The 17,306-nt window shown below is 63.9% G+C and carries 13 protein-coding genes; 2 read left to right on the forward strand and 11 right to left on the reverse strand.

Annotated elements, in window-relative coordinates; genetic code table 11:
- Positions 1-29: 29 nt before the first annotated feature.
- The 6 genes from EMB92_RS02410 to EMB92_RS02435 all read right to left on the reverse strand — a co-directional run bounded on the left by EMB92_RS02410 (position 30) and on the right by EMB92_RS02435 (position 8,669).
- A complete protein-coding gene (locus EMB92_RS02410) occupies positions 30-794 on the reverse strand; it encodes a response regulator transcription factor (RefSeq protein WP_190973526.1) in 765 nt (254 codons plus the stop codon).
- Positions 791-3,679 (reverse strand): ATP-binding protein, encoded by a 2,889-nt coding sequence (locus tag EMB92_RS02415; protein ID WP_150393653.1) that lies wholly within the window; start codon positions 3,677-3,679, stop codon positions 791-793. Before EMB92_RS02415 ends, EMB92_RS02410 begins: the two co-directional genes overlap by 4 nt.
- 122 nt (positions 3,680-3,801) lie before the next feature.
- Entirely contained in the window at positions 3,802-4,434 is a 633-nt protein-coding gene (kdpC, locus tag EMB92_RS02420) for a K(+)-transporting ATPase subunit C (RefSeq protein ID WP_150393654.1), read from the reverse strand.
- 39 nt (positions 4,435-4,473) lie between these two features.
- Positions 4,474-6,648: a potassium-transporting ATPase subunit KdpB gene (kdpB, locus tag EMB92_RS02425; RefSeq protein WP_150393655.1), complete on the reverse strand. Its 2,175-nt coding sequence runs from the start codon at positions 6,646-6,648 to the stop codon at positions 4,474-4,476.
- Position 6,649: 1 nt separating this feature from the next.
- On the reverse strand, positions 6,650-8,326 hold the full coding sequence (gene kdpA / locus EMB92_RS02430) for a potassium-transporting ATPase subunit KdpA (protein ID WP_043163689.1): 1,677 nt from the start codon (positions 8,324-8,326) through the stop codon (positions 6,650-6,652).
- 133 nt (positions 8,327-8,459) lie between these two features.
- The gene (locus tag EMB92_RS02435) at positions 8,460-8,669 is read right to left on the reverse strand and encodes a hypothetical protein (RefSeq protein ID WP_150393656.1); all 210 of its coding nucleotides are present in this window, start codon (positions 8,667-8,669) and stop codon (positions 8,460-8,462) included.
- 244 nt (positions 8,670-8,913) lie between these two features.
- Between EMB92_RS02435 and EMB92_RS02440 the strand changes: the two genes are divergently transcribed.
- On the forward strand, positions 8,914-9,555 hold the full coding sequence (locus tag EMB92_RS02440; protein WP_150393657.1) for an HAD family hydrolase: 642 nt from the start codon (positions 8,914-8,916) through the stop codon (positions 9,553-9,555).
- Between the two features lie 76 nt (positions 9,556-9,631).
- Here EMB92_RS02440 and EMB92_RS02445 read toward each other — a convergent pair whose 3' ends face one another.
- Positions 9,632-11,491 carry an ABC transporter ATP-binding protein gene (locus EMB92_RS02445; RefSeq protein ID WP_150393928.1) on the reverse strand — a complete coding sequence of 620 codons (1,860 nt, stop codon included), beginning with the start codon at positions 11,489-11,491 and terminating at the stop codon, positions 9,632-9,634.
- Between the two features lie 59 nt (positions 11,492-11,550).
- Positions 11,551-13,428, reverse strand: a complete 1,878-nt coding sequence (locus tag EMB92_RS02450; RefSeq protein WP_223847526.1) for an ABC transporter ATP-binding protein — start codon at positions 13,426-13,428, stop codon at positions 11,551-11,553.
- Positions 13,429-13,658: 230 nt separating this feature from the next.
- Here EMB92_RS02450 and EMB92_RS02455 point away from each other — a divergent pair, with 230 nt between their 5' ends.
- A complete protein-coding gene (locus tag EMB92_RS02455) occupies positions 13,659-14,582 on the forward strand; it encodes a LysR family transcriptional regulator (protein ID WP_043163682.1) in 924 nt (307 codons plus the stop codon).
- Here the strand turns inward: EMB92_RS02455 and EMB92_RS02460 are convergent, their stop codons facing one another.
- From EMB92_RS02460 to EMB92_RS02470, 3 genes are all read right to left on the reverse strand, one after another.
- The gene (locus EMB92_RS02460) at positions 14,583-15,728 is read right to left on the reverse strand and encodes a DUF2974 domain-containing protein (RefSeq protein ID WP_150393658.1); all 1,146 of its coding nucleotides are present in this window, start codon (positions 15,726-15,728) and stop codon (positions 14,583-14,585) included. It lies immediately after the preceding gene.
- Positions 15,729-15,828: 100 nt separating this feature from the next.
- Positions 15,829-16,470 carry a coiled-coil domain-containing protein gene (locus tag EMB92_RS02465; RefSeq protein ID WP_150393659.1) on the reverse strand — a complete coding sequence of 214 codons (642 nt, stop codon included), beginning with the start codon at positions 16,468-16,470 and terminating at the stop codon, positions 15,829-15,831.
- A complete protein-coding gene (locus tag EMB92_RS02470) occupies positions 16,467-17,171 on the reverse strand; it encodes a hypothetical protein (RefSeq protein ID WP_150393660.1) in 705 nt (234 codons plus the stop codon). The genes EMB92_RS02465 and EMB92_RS02470 overlap by 4 nt, the downstream gene beginning before the upstream one ends.
- Positions 17,172-17,306: the final 135 nt, after the last annotated feature.

Raw genomic sequence — 17,306 nt, forward strand, 5'->3', positions numbered from 1 at the left:
GATCCCGCCCCGCCCTTCAAGCCAGTCTCTTAGGCCTTGGCGCCCTGCTCAGTGGCCTCGGAGGCCTCGGGAGCATCTGAGGCGCCATCGGTGCCGCCGATGTCGAGACGATAGCCCATCCCCGGTTCGGTCTTCAGATACCGGGGATGGGCTGGGTTCGGCTCGATCTTCTTGCGCAGCTGCGAGATGTACAGGCGCAGATAGCCGGTGTCCTTGACGTGCTGGGCTCCCCAGATCTCGGTGAGTAGATCCTGACGCGTGACCAGCTTGCCCGCGTTGCGCACCAGCACCTCCAGCACCTTCCATTCGGTGGGCGTGAGCCTGATGCGGGTCTGCCTGCCCGACCCCCCGCGGAAGACGGCCTTGGCATTGAGGTCAACGGTCACGTCACCGAAACGGGTCAGGGGCGCCGCGCTTTCGGACGCCCCCTCGAGGGCGACGCGGCGCAGCAGCGCCCGGATACGGGCCAGCAGCTCGTCGATCGACACCGGCTTGGTCACGTAGTCGTCGGCGCCCGCATCGAGCGCGGCGACCTTCTCGCGCGCATCGGTGCGGCCGGAGACGACGAGGATCGGCGCCTCGGTCCATCCGCGCACGCCCTGGATCACCCCCATGCCATCCATCCTCGGCATGCCGAGGTCGAGGACGAACAGGTCCGGATGCTCCTTGACCGCAACCGTGATGCATTCGACGCCGTCACGTGCGGTGACGATGTCGTATCCCTGTGAATGCAGGGTGATCTTCAGCGCCTTGAGGAATTGGGGGTCGTCATCGGCAACCAGAATCTTCATCATGCGTCGCTCCCTTTCCCATGATTGGTCTGATCGGTCATGTTCTTCATGGTCTCCTCGCCGCGGTCGGCTCGCCGGGCGCCGTTCTTCGCGTCATTCGCGTCCCTTTCTGGTGTATCGGAGCTCGAGGCCCGTTTGTCGTCATCGCGATCCTTCTCCCCGCCTCGCATGATGCCGTAGGTGATGAACCGGTCGAGCCCGCGCTCGTCCGAATTGCCCTTGCCGGGCAGCGGCAGAATCACGTCCGAGACCGCTCCGGACACCTTGAGCGTATCCTGCTCGAGGATGTCCGACGGGTCCGGCCGCTCGTTCTTCGGGATGAGCTGGCCGACGCGCAGCACACGGTCGGCGGCACGCAGGGTGATGACGATGGTCAGCCCGCCTCCCGGAGTGTCCTCCGGAGTGATGGAACCGCCCATCGATTCGACGAAGCCCTTGGACAGCGCCATGCCGAGGCCGAGGCCCGTGCTGTTGTCCGTGTCCCCGAGACGGTGGAACGGCAGGAAAATGTCGTTCTTGCGGTCGTCCGGTACGCCCGGCCCCTGATCGGCGACGCGGATCTCGACCACGCCGTTGAACGCGGAGGCGGCGATGCGCACCCGCTTGTTCTTCGGGGTGAAGCGCAGCGCGTTGACCACCACGTTCGACAATGCGCGCCGCAGCAGCGGCGGATCGGCGACCACCAGCGGCAGATCGGGGGCGATGTCGAGGTCCACGGTCCACGGACCGATGCCCAGCTCGTCGAACAGGGGGATGATCTCCTCCCCCACGTCGGTGGCGACGAGCGACAACGGCAGCGCACCCTCGCGGATGCGCGAGACGTCCAGCAGGTCGGTGACGAGCTTGGTCAGCTGGTTCAGACCATTGGAGGCGACGGAGAGCAGTTCGGCTCGATCGCGTTCGTCCATCGTGTCGCCCATGCGCTGCAAGCCGGAAACGGCGGCCGTGGCGGAGGCCAGCGGCCTGCGCAGGTCGTGGCTGACGGCGTTGAGCAGACCCGTGCGGATCTTCTCGGCCTGGGCGAGTGGACCGATCTCCTGCGCCTTGCGTTCGAGATCGTTGTGTTCGATGACGGTCTCGATCTGGGAGAGGATGGCCATGAGCATGCGCTGGTCGGAGGCCTCCACCGACCTGCCGTAGAGCTTGAGGGCCGGACCGTGGTCGTCATGGGCGATGGTCTCCGGCTCCTCGACGGCGATGGAGTCGCGGGGGCCCGCGCTCTCCTTGCCGTCCTTGTCGGACAGCGTGCCCGGCTCGCCGTCGGAGATGATGACGTGTCCGTCCTGGACGACGCGCACGCAGCTGAAGCCGAACGCCTCACGAGTACGGTGCACGATGGCCTCGAGCGGATCGTCGCTGCGCAGCACGGAGCCCGCCACGGAGGCGAGTATCTCCGATTCGGCGCTGGCGCGCTGCGCCTGACGCGTATGGGAGTCGGCGCGGTCGACCACGGCGGAGACGATGAGGCCTACCACGACGTACAGGATGATGGTGGCCACGTCCGAGGCGCGCATCACATGGAGGGTGCCTATGGGCTCCGTATAGAGGAAGTCGAGCACCAGTCCGCTGAGCACGGCCGAGACGGTCGCGGGGATGAATCCGCCGATGACCGCCGAGATCACGACGAGCAGCTGCAGGATGAGCGCGTCACGCTGCGCGAAGTCGACCGAGCTGAAGTTCGCGAGCACCCATGCGGCGATCGGCACGGATAGTACGGAGAACGCGAGACCCGCGACCGTCCGTCCGAGGGCGATCGGCGACTGGTGCCTCGAGGGCATGCGCAGACCCGCTAGGCCCCGGTTCGCGAACGTGTGCGTGACGATGTGGACGTCGATGTCGCCGGATTTCTCGATGATCCCGTTGGGGGTCGAGGGACGGCCGAACCACCGCGCGAGAAAGCCGCGGCGGGAGACGCCGACGATCACCTGCGTGGCGTTGTTGGCGCGCGCGTAGTCGAGCAGGGCGTCGGCGATGTCCTCGCCGACGATCTGATGGTAGGTGCCGCCGAGCTTCTCGACGAGCTCGCGCTGCTTGATCAGCAGGGCGGGGTTGGATCCGGCGAGACCGTCCTCGGGTGTGACGTGCACGGCGATCAGGTCGCCGCCGCCGGATGCACGGGCGACTCTCGCGCCACGGCGCAGCAGCTGCTCGCCCTCGGGACCACCGGACAGGGCGACGATGACGCGTTCTCGGGTCTCCCACTTGGCGCGGATGTGGTGCTCCGTGCGATACGTGTTGAGCGTCTCGTCGACGCGGCCGGCGAGCCACAGCAGCGCGAGCTCGCGCAACGCGGTGAGGTTGCCGACACGGAAGTAGTTGCTCAGCGCGGCGTCGACGCGGTCCGGCTTGTAGACGAGGCCTGCGGAGAGACGCTCGCGCAGGCCCTCGGGCGGCAGGTCGACGAGCTTGACCTGCGAGGCGGAGCGCAGCACCTTGTCGGGTACGGTCTCCTTCTGCGTGCTGCCGGTGATCTCACGGACGACGTCGTTGAGCGATTCGATGTGCTGGACGTTGATCGTGGTGATGACGTCGATGCCGGCGTCGAGCAGGTCCTCGACGTCCTGCCAGCGCTTCTCGTGGACGGACCCGGGAACATTGGTGTGGGCGAGCTCGTCGACGAGCGCGACCTGCGGGTGACGTTCGATGATCTTGAACAGGTCCATCTCGTCGAGCCACATGCCGCGATAGCGCACGTGCCTGCGTGGGACCATCTCGAGTCCGTAGGCCGCCTCGGCGGTGTTCTTACGGCCGTGCGTCTCCAGCAGTGCGATGACGACGTCCTTGCCCTCGTCCTTGAGACGATGCCCCTCCTTGAGCATCGCGAACGTCTTGCCGACGCCCGGCGCGGCGCCGAGCAGCACCGTGAACGTTCCTCGCGCCTCTGCCATATGCGTTTCCCGCCTTCCCCTTGTCCCGTTGCCTTCGACTATACGTTATAAAACACCTTCAGGGGTGACGGCGTCGGACACTCACGCCATCACCCCTGAGGGATGTCGATCACTCGTAATGGCTACTTGAGCTCATCGAGTGCGAGGTTCAGCTTGACCACGTTGACGGTGGACTCGCCGATGAAGCCGAGACCGCGGCCGGTGGTGTACTTCTTGACCAGCGACTCGACCTTCTCCTGGCTAAGACCGCGCTCCTTGGCGACGCGCTTGACCTGAATGGCCGCGTATTCGGGGCTGATCTCAGGATCAAGACCCGAGGACGAGGCGGACACCGCATCGGCGGGCACTTCCTTGACGCTCACGCCCTCACGCTTGGCGATGGCCTTGCGCAGCTCGGTCGTGTTCTTGATGAGGTCCTCGTCGGCGTGGCCCTTGTTGGTGCCGGACGACGCAGCGGCGTAGTAGCCCTGGTTGTCCTCCTCCTTGTTCGGGTCGGAGGCCGCGGACGGACGGGACTGGAAGTACTGCGGCAGGGCGTCGCCGTTCTCGTCGGTGAAGGACTGGCCGATCAGCGACGAGCCGACGACCTCACCCTGGGAGTTGGTGACCATCGAACCGTTGGCCTTGTCGGGCATGCCGAGCTGGCCGACGCCGGTCAACACGAACGTGTAGACGATGACGATGACGGTGAAGACGATCACTGCCTTGAAACCGGCCCAGTAGCTGCGCAGGTTCAGTGACATCGAGGAATTCATTTCATTCGCTCCTTCAATTGCCTAGTGTCTCGGGACCGATCAGAAGCCCGGGATCAGGCGGATGAACAGGTCGATGATCCAAATGCCGATGAACGGTGCGATGATGCCGCCCAGACCGTAGATCTTGAGGTTGCGGCCGAGGATCTTCTCACCGGATTCGGCGCGGTACTTGACGCCCTTGAGCGCCAGCGGGATCAGCAGCACGATGATGATCGCGTTGAAGATGATCGCGGAGAGCACCGCGGACAGCGAGCTGTGCAGACCCATGATGTTGAGCACGCCGAGGCCCGGGAACTTCTCCATGAACATGGCCGGGATGATGGCGAAGTACTTCGCGACATCGTTGGCGATGGAGAAGGTGGTCAGGGCGCCACGGGTGATGAGCAGCTGCTTGCCGATGGCGACGATGTCGATGAGCTTGGTCGGGTCGGAGTCGAGGTCGACCATGTTGCCGGCCTCCTTCGCGGCCGACGTGCCGGAGTTCATCGCGACGCCGACATCGGACTGGGCGAGGGCCGGGGCGTCGTTGGTGCCGTCACCGGTCATGGCGACGAGCTGGCCGCTGGCCTGCTCCTTCTTGATGTAGGCGAGCTTGTCCTCGGGCTTGGCCTCGGCGATGAAGTCGTCGACACCGGCCTCGGCGGCGATGGCCTTGGCGGTCAGCGGGTTGTCGCCGGTGACCATGACGGTGCGGATGCCCATCTTGCGCAGATCGGCGAAACGCTCCTTGAGGCCGGCCTTGACGACGTCCTTGAGCTGGACGACACCGAGGACGCGCGCCACACCGGCGGCGTTCTGCTCGGCGACGACGAGCGGCGTGCCGCCCTGACCGGAGATGGCGGCCACACGGTCGTGCAGCGCATCGCGTACCTCGGAGGACATGTTGCCGCCCTCCTTGTCGATCCACGCCTCGACGGCGGAGGTGGCACCCTTGCGGATGCGGTCGCCGTTGGGCAGGTCGAGTCCGGACATACGGGTCTCGGCGGTGAACGGCACGGAGACGGCGCCCGGGACCTCGTCGAGGTCGAAGCCCTCGGTCTTGGCGAGAGCCACGATGGACTGGCCTTCAGGGGTGGAGTCGGCGAGCGAGCTCAGGGCGGCGGCCTTGACGATCTCGTCGTGGTCAATGCCGGGCAGCGCGTGGAACTCGGAGGCCTGACGGTTGCCGTACGTGATGGTGCCGGTCTTGTCGAGCAGCAGCGTGGTCACGTCGCCTGCCGCCTCGATGGCGCGGCCGGAGGTGGCGAGCACGTTGCGCTGGACCAGACGGTCCATGCCGGCGATGCCGATGGCGGACAGGAGGGCGCCGATGGTGGTCGGGATGAGGCAGACCAGCAGGGAGATGAGGACCGTCAGGCTCACGGAGGCGTTGACGGAGGAGGCCTGCGGGTTGATGCACAGCACGACGACCAGGAAGATGATGGTCAGGGAGCTCAGGAGCACGTCGAGGGCGATCTCGTTCGGGGTCTTCTGGCGGTTGGCGCCTTCGACCAGGGCGATCATCTTGTCGACGAAGCTCTCGCCGGGCTTCTGGGTGATGCGCACGACGATGCGGTCGGAGAGCACGCGGGTGCCGCCGGTGACGGACGAGCGGTCGCCGCCGGACTCGCGGATGACGGGGGCGGATTCGCCGGTGATGGCGGATTCGTCGACGGAGGCGATGCCGGAGATGATGTCGCCATCACCCGGGATCAGCTCGCCGGCGGAGACGACGACCACGTCGCCGAGCTTCAGATCGGAGCTCGGGATCTCCTCGATGTAGGCCGGGCCCTCACCCTTCTCGGGGCCCTGCACGTCCGGATCGTTCTTCTCGTCGTAGCCGCGCACGATGCGGGCCGGCGTGGTGGTGCGGGTCTTGCGCAGTGCATCGGCCTGCGCCTTGCCGCGGCCCTCGGCCACGGCCTCGGCGAGGTTGGCGAAGAGCACGGTGGCCCACAGGACGATGGCGACGATCCACGTGAAGTAGACCGGCTCGCCGTTGGTCAGCGAGGCGTCGAACAGCTGGCAGATGCCGAGCAGTGTAAGGAACGCGGCGCCCACCCACACGATGAACATGACGGGGTTGTGCCACATGTTGCGCGGGTCGAACTTGTGGAACGCGTTCGGCAGGCTCTTGCCGAGCATCACGCCGAGGGACTGGTTGTTGGAATTCTTGACGTCGTTCGCGAGGGAAGTCGCGTCGTTCGTGACGTCGTTCGCAGTTGCGGAAGTCATATCACGCCACCAAACCTTCTGCCAACGGTCCCAGAGCAAGCGTCGGGAAGAACGTCAGCGCGGAAATAAGGACGATAACAAACACGAGCAGGATGACGAACAGGCCGTTGTCGGTCTTCATCGTGCCAGCGGTGACCGGCACCTTGTCCTGCTTGGCCAGCGAGCCGGCCAGAGCGATCACCAGGGCGATCGGCAGGAAGCGGCCGAGCAGCACGGCCAGACCCAGCGCGGTGTCGAGCCACGGGGTGTCGGCGGTGATGCCGGCGAACGCGGAACCGTTGTTGTTCGCGGCGGAGGTGAACGCGTAGACGACCTCGGAGAAGCCGTGGTTGCCGGAGTTGTTCAGCGACGTGTCGAAGATGGACTGGCGTGCGAACGGCAGGGCGAAGCTCAGCGAGACGCCCACGACCACGGTGATCGGCATGACGAGGAAGTACAGCGAGGCCATCTTCATCTCACGCGGACCGATCTTCTTGCCGATGTACTCAGGCGTACGGCCGACCATGAGGCCCGCGATGAACACGGCGACGACGGCCATCACGAGGATGCCGTAGAGGCCGGCGCCCACGCCACCCGGCGAGACCTCGCCGAGCATCATGTTGAGCATGTACATCATGCCGCCCAGTGCCGTGTACGAATCGTGCATCGAGTTGACGGCGCCGGTGGAGGTGGAGGTCGAGGTGGTGCCGAACAGGCCGGACCACACGATGCCGAAGCGGGTCTCCTTGCCTTCCATCGAACCGCCGGTCAGGTTGACGATCGCGTCGTTGGAGAAGGACTCGGCGGTGACGACGCACAGGAAGCTCACGCCGAAGAGGATGACCATCGCGCCGAGGATCGCGTAGCCCTGACGCACGTCGCCGACCATGCGGCCGAAGGTGCGGGTGAGCGCGACCGGGATGCACAGCATGAGGAGGATCTCGATGAGGTTGGTCCACATGTTCGGGTTCTCGTACGGGTGCGAGGAGTTGGCGTTGAAGAAGCCACCACCGTTCGTACCGAGCTCCTTGATGACCTCCTGGGAGGCGACCGGGCCCTGCATGATCTTCTGTGTGCCGCCGGCGATGGTGTTCACGTCGACGAAGCCGGCGAAGTTCTGGGCGACGCCGAGGGCGATGAGGATGATGCCCATGACGATGGAGATCGGCATGAGCAGGCGCAGCGTGCCGCGGGTCAGATCGACCCAGAAGTTGCCGATGGTCTCGGACTTGCGCCAGGCGAAGCCGCGAACCAGAGCGATCGACACGGCGATGCCGACGGCGGCGGAGACGAAGTTCTGCACAGCGAGGCCGGCGAACTGAACGGTGTAGCCGAGCGTCACATCAGGCGAATAGGACTGCCAGTTGGTGTTGGTGACGAACGAGGCCGCGGTGTTGAACGCGAGCGGACCTTCGACGTTCGGGAAGCCCAGCGAGAACGGCAGCCACTGCTGCACGCGCTGGAGCAGGTAGAGCACCAGAACGCTCATGAGGGAGAAGCCGAGCAGACCGCGCAGATACGCCTTCCAGGTCTGCCCCTTCTTGGAATCCACGCCGATGATCTTGTAGATCCACTTCTCGAAGAAAAGATCCTTGTCGGACGTGAACACGTTGTACATGTAGTCGCCCAGCGGCTTGTAGATCGCCGCCAGGATGATGGCAATCAGCGCGAATGCCATGATCGCAAAAAGATATACCATGTGATGAACCTTTGTTCCCTAGACTGTTTTCTCTTAAGGGCCTGTCAGAATTTCTCGGGACGGCACAGGGAATAGATCATGTAGGCGATTCCCACGATTCCCAGCACGACACCCAGCACGGTGAAGAACGTCATCATAGCTTGTCAACCCACTTTCCGAACAGATCGAAGAGGACGAAGATGACGATCGTGCCCACGACATAGGCAACATCTACCCACCAGGGCATGTCTTTCTCCTTATCATTGAACAAACCCGACGGTTCTGAACCTTCCCGCCCCGCAGCGCAGCCGTGGGGCTGTGCAGGGCGGTCAGACATCACCGTCGGGTCATTACAGCTCTTCATGCTATTGGGAATGTGAAGGAGATGAAACGGTTTTTACGGGTTACATACGACCATAACAACGGCGCATGGCGATTCGCTAACGCTTTGCTAACGCCGTTGGTCAACGTAGTCCCCCGTGTCCGTTTACCTTAGGCCGCCCTCGTGTTGGCCGCTGCATCGCGTATATATAGGTATGTGATCAGCGGGGACGTCTGGCTGTCGTCGGACATCCCCCATGTCCGCCGACTCGTCCAAGGAGCTTTGCATGACCTCCCCCTACACCGACTCCCCCGTCACCGACGTGATCTTCGACTTCTGCGGCGTCCTGTTCGACTGGAACACGCGCGCCTGCCTTACCGGCCACTTCCCCGATGACGTGGTGGATGCGATCTGCGCCGACGACGACCCGCACGGCTTCTTCCGTTACGAGGACCGCATGGACGCCGGCGAGGACTTCGCCGACATCTATCCGGACGTGGTGCGTGAGCAGGGCGAGGACATCGCGCGGATCTTCAGGTACTACATCGAGCACTACGGCGATGCCCTGCCACGCATGCTGCCCGGCATGGAGCAGCTGCTGCGCGATCTCAAGGCGCACGGCTACGGCGTATGGGGTCTGACGAACTGGTCGCACGAGACGATCCACATCGCCTTCGACAAGTACCCGGTCCTCAACGATCTGCTGGACGGCACCGTCGTCTCCGGCATCGAGAAGATGCACAAGCCGAACGCCGATATCTACGAACTGGCACTCTCCCGCTTCGGCCTTACGGCTTCGCGCTGCGTGTTCTTCGACGACACCGCGAAGAACGTGGTCGGCGCGAACGAGGTCGGCATCCACGGCCGACTGTTCGAGAACGCGCTCGGAGCCCGCGAGGCGCTCGCCGCGCTGGGCGTGCGCCTCTAATACGCTTAATACGCTTCCAATCGGCCATACTGGCTGGCCAGTATGGCCAGTCCCGGTCAGCCCCGGTCAGCCCCGGTCAGTCAGCGTCGCCCTTGAGTCCGGTGTAGAGCGTGTAGTACCGCCCCTTCATCGCGATGAGCTCGTCATGGGTGCCGCGTTCGATGATGCGGCCGGCCTCGATGACCATGATGCAGTCCGCGTTGCGGATCGTCGACAGACGATGCGCGATGACGAACGTGGTGCGCCCCTTCATGAGCCGGTCCATGCCATGCTGGACGAGCGACTCGGTGCGGGTGTCGATCGACGAGGTCGCCTCATCGAGGATCAGCGCCGGCGGATCGGCGACGGCGGCACGCGCGATGGCGAGCAGCTGCCGTTGGCCCTGACTCAGGGCGGCGCCGTCGGCCGTCAGCTGCGTGTCGTAGCCGTCGGGCAGCTTCTCGATGAAGGCATCCGCGTTGGCGAGGCGCGCCGCGGCCCTCACCTCCTTGTCAGTGGCGTCGAGACGCCCGAAGCGGATGTTGTCCATGATCGAACCGGAGAACAGGTGCGTGTCCTGCAGCACCATGCCCAGCGACCTGCGCAGATCGCCCTTGCGCATATCGCGGATATCGATGCCGTCATAGGTGATCGAACCGGAATCGATGTCGTAGAAGCGGGTGATGAGGTTGGTGATCGTCGTCTTGCCGGCGCCGGTGGATCCGACGAGCGCGATCTTCTGACCGGGCTTGGCGAACATCGTCATGTCGTGAAGCACTTCCTTGCCCTTCACATAGCTGAAGTTCACGTGATCGAGACGGATGTCGCCGCGCATCGGCGTGATACGGTCGTCGGACGGATCCTTCCAACCCCAGTCGTCGGTGCGCTCCCGCGACTCGACCAATCGTCCGTCCGCGTCGTGCGTGACGTTGACGAGCGCGACCCGGCCGTCATCCTCCTCGATGCGCTCGTCGAGCAGATCGAAGACGCGCTCGCCGCCCGCCAGCGCCATGACGATGGCGTTGAGCTGCTGCGAGACCTGCGAGATCGGCATCGTGAAGCTTTTGACGAACGTCAGGAAGCTCACGAGCGCGCCGAGCGTGAGACCGGTGGCGCCGGTCATCGCGAGCGCGCCGCCAACCAGCGCGCAGATCACGTAGCCGATGTAGCCGAGCTGGTTGTTGATGGGGCCCAGATAGCCGGCGAACTTGTTGGCCTTGTTGGAGGCGTCGTACAGTCGGTCGTTGACCTCACGGAAGTCGTGTTTGGCGGCCTCCTCGTGCGTGAACACCTTGACGACCTTCTGCCCGGTCATCATCTCCTCGACGAAGCCGTTGAGCTTGCCGACGGACCGCTGCTGCTGCGAGAAGTGCGCGCCGGAGCGGCCGGTCAGCACCTTGGTCAGGATCACCATGACCGCGGCGATGACGAGCATCACACCGGTCAGCGGCACGCTCAGGTAGATCATCGAGACTAGGACCATGACGATCTGGAGCACCGAGGTGAGGATCTGCGGGATGGACTGGGAGACCATCTGGCGCAGCGTGTCGATGTCGTTGGTGTACAGGCTCATCACGTCGCCGCGCGAGTTCGTGTCGAAATAGCCGAGCGGTAGCTTCTGCATGTGCCCGAACATGCGGTTGCGCAGCCGACGCATGAACCCCTGGGTGACGAACGCCATGAGGACGGCCTGGACGGCCGCGGCCACGACGCCGACCGCGTAGAGGCCGGCGAGCGCGAGGATGGCGCCGAGCAGCGGGCCGAAGTCGCGTTCCGCCGGCGTCGCATGGACGAGCGGCATGATGTAGTCGTCGATGAGTCGCTGGATGAACAGGTTGCCGCGCACGTTGGCGAGCACGGTGACGAGGATGCACGCCATGATGACGGCGTACTGCACGCCGTATCTGGCGAACAGGTCGCCCATGAGACGCGTGAACGTGCGCCACGGATGGCCCATCTTCAGGTAGTCTTTCGCCCCTGCGGCGTTCTTCGCCGCATTGCCCCTTGGTCCCGGCATCACTTCACCTCCGTTTCGTGTGCTGCGGCTTTGGCCGCCGTATCCGTCATCACATCCGTCATCGCGTTCTCGTCGAAGTCGCCGCCTCCCTTGGTCTGCAGTTCGACGATGCTCGCGTAGATCTCGTCGCTGCCGACGAGTTCGGCGTGCGTGCCGACGCCGTGGATGCGGCCGTCGTCCATGACGACGATCATGTCGGCGTCCTGCACGCTGGAGATGCGTTGGGCGATGATGATCTTGGTGACCTTGGGCATCTCGTTGGCGAAGGCGCGGCGGATGCGCGCGTCGGTGGCAGTGTCGACCGCTGAGGTGGAGTCGTCGAGAATGAGCACCTTGGGATGTTTGAGCAGGGCGCGTGCGATGCACAGGCGTTGCCGCTGGCCGCCGGAGAGGTTTTGTCCGCCCTGTTCGACGACGGTGTCGTAGCCGTCGGGCATGCGGTCGATGAACTCGTCGGCGCAGGCGATGCGGCATGCCCGTCGCATGTCCTCGATCGTGGCGTTCGGGTCTCCCCATTTCAGGTTCGAGGCGATGGTGCCGGAGAACAGCACGTTCTTCTGCAGGACGACGGCGACGTTGTCGCGCAGGGTGTCGAGGTCGTAGTCGCGCACGTCGACGCCGCCGACCATGACCGAGCCGCCGGTCACGTCGTACAGGCGCGGGATGAGGTTGACGAGCGTGGTCTTGGCCGAGCCGGTGCCGCCGATCACGCCGACGACCGCGCCGGAGGGGATGTGCAGGTCGATGTCGTCGAGCACGCGCTCGCGGCGCCGAGCGCCGGTGAGTTTCGCGGCCATGGCGGCGCGCCGCTTGGCGGTCGGGTCGTTGTCGGAGAGCGTGACCTCGGGGTAGCTGAAGTCGACGTCGTTGAAGTCGATGGCCCCGTCCTTGACGGCCATGACGGGATGCTCGGCCACGGGCATGTCGGCCCGTTCGGTGAGCACTTCGGCCACACGGCGCGCGGAGGCGGACGACATCGTGATCATGACGATGGTCATCGAGAGCATGACGAGGCTCATGAGGATGTTCATGCAGTACATGAGCAGGGATGTGAGGTCTCCGGTGGTCAGGTCTCCGGCGACGATGAGGTTCGCGCCGAACCAGCTGATGAGCAGCATCGAGGCCCAGATGGTGAACTGGATGACCGGGTTGACGGAGGCGAGCGTCAGCTCGGCCTTGAGGAAGATGTCGTAGATGCGTTTGGAGACCGTGCGGAACAGCTCGTTCTGCATGTCGCCGCGATCGAACGCCTTGACCACGCGTATGGCGGTGATGTTCTCCTCGGTGTTCTCGTTGAGCACGTCGTACTCGGGAAACGCGCGGCGGAAGAAGCGGGCCGCGACGTTCATGAGCACGCCGAGGACGATGCCGAGGAAGATCACGGCCGCGAGATAGATCAGGGCCATGCGACCGGAGACGACGAACGCCATGCACATCGCGACGATCAGCGAGCTGGCCGCGCGCGGCACCATCCTCAGGATCATCATGAATGCGTTCTGGATGTTCATCACGTCCGTGGTCAGGCGCGTGACGAGACTCGGCGTGGAGAAGCGGTCGATGTTGGTGAAGGAGAAGGTCTGGATGTTGTCGTACTGGTCCTGCCTCAGGTTCCTCGCGAAGCCTGCAGCGGCCTTCGAGCCGAAGACCGACCCGAGGCATCCGACCGCGAGTCCGCACAGCACGACGGCGAGCATGATCAGGGAGGTGCGCACGATGACGCCCATATCCCCCTTCTCGACGCCGTCGTCGATGAGCGTGGCCATGAGCAGCGGCACGATCATCTCGCACACGACCTCGCCGATCATCACCAGCGGGGTGATGACGGCGTCCCGTCTGAACTCCCCGATGTGCCGCATCAGTACTCTGACGGTTCCCACCCAGTTCACCTTCCTTGTACAGTCTGAAGGTCGAAGGATTTCGACGCCAACAGGTTAGCAGCCGAATCGTGGAACCGGTGGCATATATTCCATCGAAACGATGCATGTCATGCCAGTCCCTCCGTCAGCCGTGGTGTGCCCCAACTCTGTCTCACATGGCGTCCGCCGTCGTGGAAGTAATCGGCTATAACCTCTCTCTTCGACCATCCTGACTGCTATAACTGTGGTTTATGACGCTTCTGCAACTCAAATACATCGTCAAGATCGTCGAATGCGGTTCGATGAACGAGGCCTCCCACGAGCTCTACGTCTCGCAGCCCGCCCTGAGCTCCTCCGTCAAGGAACTGGAGAAGGAGCTCGGCATCGAGATCTTCACCCGCTCCTCGCAGGGCATCGCCCTGACCGTGGACGGCGCCGAGTTCCTCACCTACGCGCGTCAGGTGCTCGATCAGGCGGCGCTCCTCGAGGAGCGCTACAAGAACGCGAAGCCCCGCAAGCAGCTGTGCACCGTCTCCACGCAGCACTACATGTTCGCCGTCGAGGCGTTCGTCGAGATGATCAACTCGATCAAGTCCGACGAGTACGAGTTCACGATTCGCGAGACCCGCACGCGCGACATCATCGACTCGGTCGCCAACATGCGCTCCGACGTCGGCATCATCTACCTGTCTGACTTCAACAAGGACGTGATCGGCAAGCTGCTGCGCGAGAAGCATCTGGAGTTCCATGCGCTCTTCCGCGCCCCGCTCCATGTGTTCCTGGCGCGCACCAACCCGCTCGCCACGAAGAAGATGGTCACGATGAAGGATCTGAAGCCCTTCCCGTTCATCCAGTACGAGCAGGGCGAGGACGGCTCCTTCTACTTCGCCGAGGAGGCGGTCTGGCCGGACTACTCCCCCAAGCAGATCAACGTGACGGACCGCGCCACGATCCTCAACTTCATCATCGGCCTCAACGGCTACACGGTGTGCACCGGCATCGACAACGGCGACCTCAACAACGAGAAGATCTGCACGGTTCCACTCGACTCGGACGAGACGATGCTCGTCGGCTGGATCACCAACGAGCGTGCCAAGCTCTCCTCGGCGGCCGAGAACTACCTCGAGAAGCTCAAGTCCGTCGTCTCCGACCACGGCTACAAGCTCATCGACTAGCTATCGCGCGATCGAGGGGATCACTGTGGTTGCGGCGCCGGCCGCGGTGGCGGCGAACCCCTTGACGACCTCGATCATGACAGCCCGGTCGGCGGGGTCGACGTCGCGCATCGCGACGAGCATGGCGGGCAACGACTGAGTCCAGTGCGCGGTGAGTTCACCGAAGGTCGCATACCCACCGGAGGCCGCGCCCGCCTCGAGAATGGAGAACAAGTTCTCGATGAACAGCCGTCGACGCTCGTCGTCGTACCGCGCCATCCAGTCGTTCAGCGTACGTGCGGCGTATCGGGCGCCGGCGGTGAGTCCGTCGGCCTGGACGAAGGCACCGTCCTTCACCTGCCAGTGGAGCGCGAAATGCTGCATGATGCCCACACCGTCGCTGTCGACGACCGTATAGCCGCCCGCCGCGTTCTCACGCGTCTCGAACAGCATGCCGATGATCGATGAGCCCGGTACCGACTTGTGGATCCTTGTGGAGATCCGAGCATAGCCGTCGGTGGCGAAGAACGCCTCGTCGAAACCGGGGCCGTCATGCGAGTACACGGCCGCGATACGCCGTTGGACATCCTCGGGCGCGCAGGCGGAGGCGTACACCGCGAGGTTGCCTCCTTTGGAATGACCTCCGACCATAATCGACCCATCCCACCTCGAGGCGACGTCGGCCAGATACCGCGCCGCGGCCTCCTGCGAGGCGACCGGGCGGCGGAAGGCCATCATGAAGTCCTCCTTCCACCCGACGATCGAACTGTCGGTGCCGCGGAAGGCGACGTAGAGCGTGCCGTCGCCGAGATCGAACGCGCATGCGGAGAACTGCTTCGTGGTCTCGGGATCGAACTCGTCCACATACGCGCCGATACGCAGGTCGCGCCACCGGGGACTTTCGGCCATCGCGCGCAGCAGGTCGACGTTCATGTCGGGCGACCACACCTTGCCGAACATCGCGTCATAGCATTCGGCGCGCAGCAGGTCTCGGACGGGGACCATGGGCATGACCCCGCTCCCCCGCTCATCGTCACGCCACCGGGGCACATTATCGGGCATGCGCGCGTACGCCAGCTGCGAGAGCGCCAGGGAATCGGCTTCGTTGAACGAGGATTCGCCGAACGTCGCGAACCGTGTGCGGATGTCATCGGTGATATTGCCCATGGGAGCCTCCCAGCCAAAAGGATACGCCAAGGATACGCCCCATCATCCTACGTTTGGCCTACCGACGGTCCACTAGACGGACTCTTGAAACCGGGTCCGTCTAGAATTTCCGCGTCACCACGTCAGTACCGTAGTGCCCGTAGCTGTTCTCCGCCGAACCGGTGGTCCACGAGATCGGCGTGAGCGTCATGCCCGCCGGGTTGAACCGACCGTAGCCCATGAAAGTGCAATCGGCGTTGCCGGCGCAACCGTTGACGCTGTTTGCGAAATGAGTGTTGGTGATGTTCCCTGCGTCGTCGGTGAACTGGTACCGCACCTCGTAGTAGGTGAGTGCGGTCGAGGTGTTGTTGTGCACGGTGATCGGGATCTTATAGTATCCGTACGCCGCATCCACCGCACTGATGCTCTTCACGGTGATCTGCGGGTTGACGTCGCCGGCGGATGGTCCGAATTCCTTGGCGAAATCCTGATACCGTTTCATCTCCTGCTCGGTCTTCCCGATGGCGTCGTCCGTCTCGTTGAGCTGCGTGTTGCGGTTGTCGATGTCCTGCTGCGATTCGGTCAACGCCGTTTCGGCGCGCCTGAGCTCCTTCGTCTTGGCTTGGTATTCCGCGCTGGCGCGTACGTCTATGGAGCGGCCTCCCATGTTCCAGCCCATGATTCCGGCCGCGACCACCGCGATCAGGCAGATGACGGCGACGATCGCGGTCTTCACCCTCCTACCGTTCATGAGGTCGTTCACGAGATCACCTTCGCCGTCACGTCGCCGCCGAACTGCACATTCTTGGACTGGCTTTCCGCTGCGGTCTGATAGTAGTAGTGCTTCGGCTTGAACAGATCTCCCCTGCCGCCGACCTTCGAAAAGAGGACCTTCTCGATGACGGCGGTCCTGCCGGGCATAAGACGGATGTCGTCGGCGGAGACGAACTGATCGCCGGAGACCACACTGCCGTCGGGACGCACGATGTCGCCGACGATCTCGATCTTGGTGATGATGTGCCCAGACGTGTTGCGCACAACGAACCTGGGATGCACGTGCATCCCCGTGCCGTCGGAGTTGTCGAACGCCACGTCGAGCGATTCGACGGTCAACGGCTGATCGGCGACGCTGCCTGCGGGCACATACTGTTGATACGCCTGCTTGGCCTCCTCAAGCCGCTTGTCCGCGGCCTGCTGCTTCTCCTCCAGCTGTTCCACCTCGTCGGTGATCTCCTTCGCCCTGGCCTTGTTGGCCGCCGTACGCTTCTTCACGTCGGTGATGTCCGACACCAGAGCACGGTATTCGGGGCTGTCCGTCGGTTTGGTGGCGGAACGCCCGGCGGCGTACGTGCCGGCGAACACCAGCATCGCGACGACCGCCGTCACCACCACGACGATGACCGGATTGACCTGCGTGTTTTTGACCCCTTCGATCGGCGCCTGCGCCTCATTCCTGTCTCTCATATCATCAACTGTAGTGATCCGGGTTCGATCCGGACAGTCTCGAACAGCGATGTCATCAAGAATTCATCGTCGACGGCGGAATAGATGCGATGGCTCCAAGGACATGCGAGAGACAACGAAAGCCGTGATCCCTCC

This window comes from Bifidobacterium callitrichos (genome assembly GCF_008698085.1).
GTDB lineage: Bacteria > Actinomycetota > Actinomycetes > Actinomycetales > Bifidobacteriaceae > Bifidobacterium > Bifidobacterium callitrichos.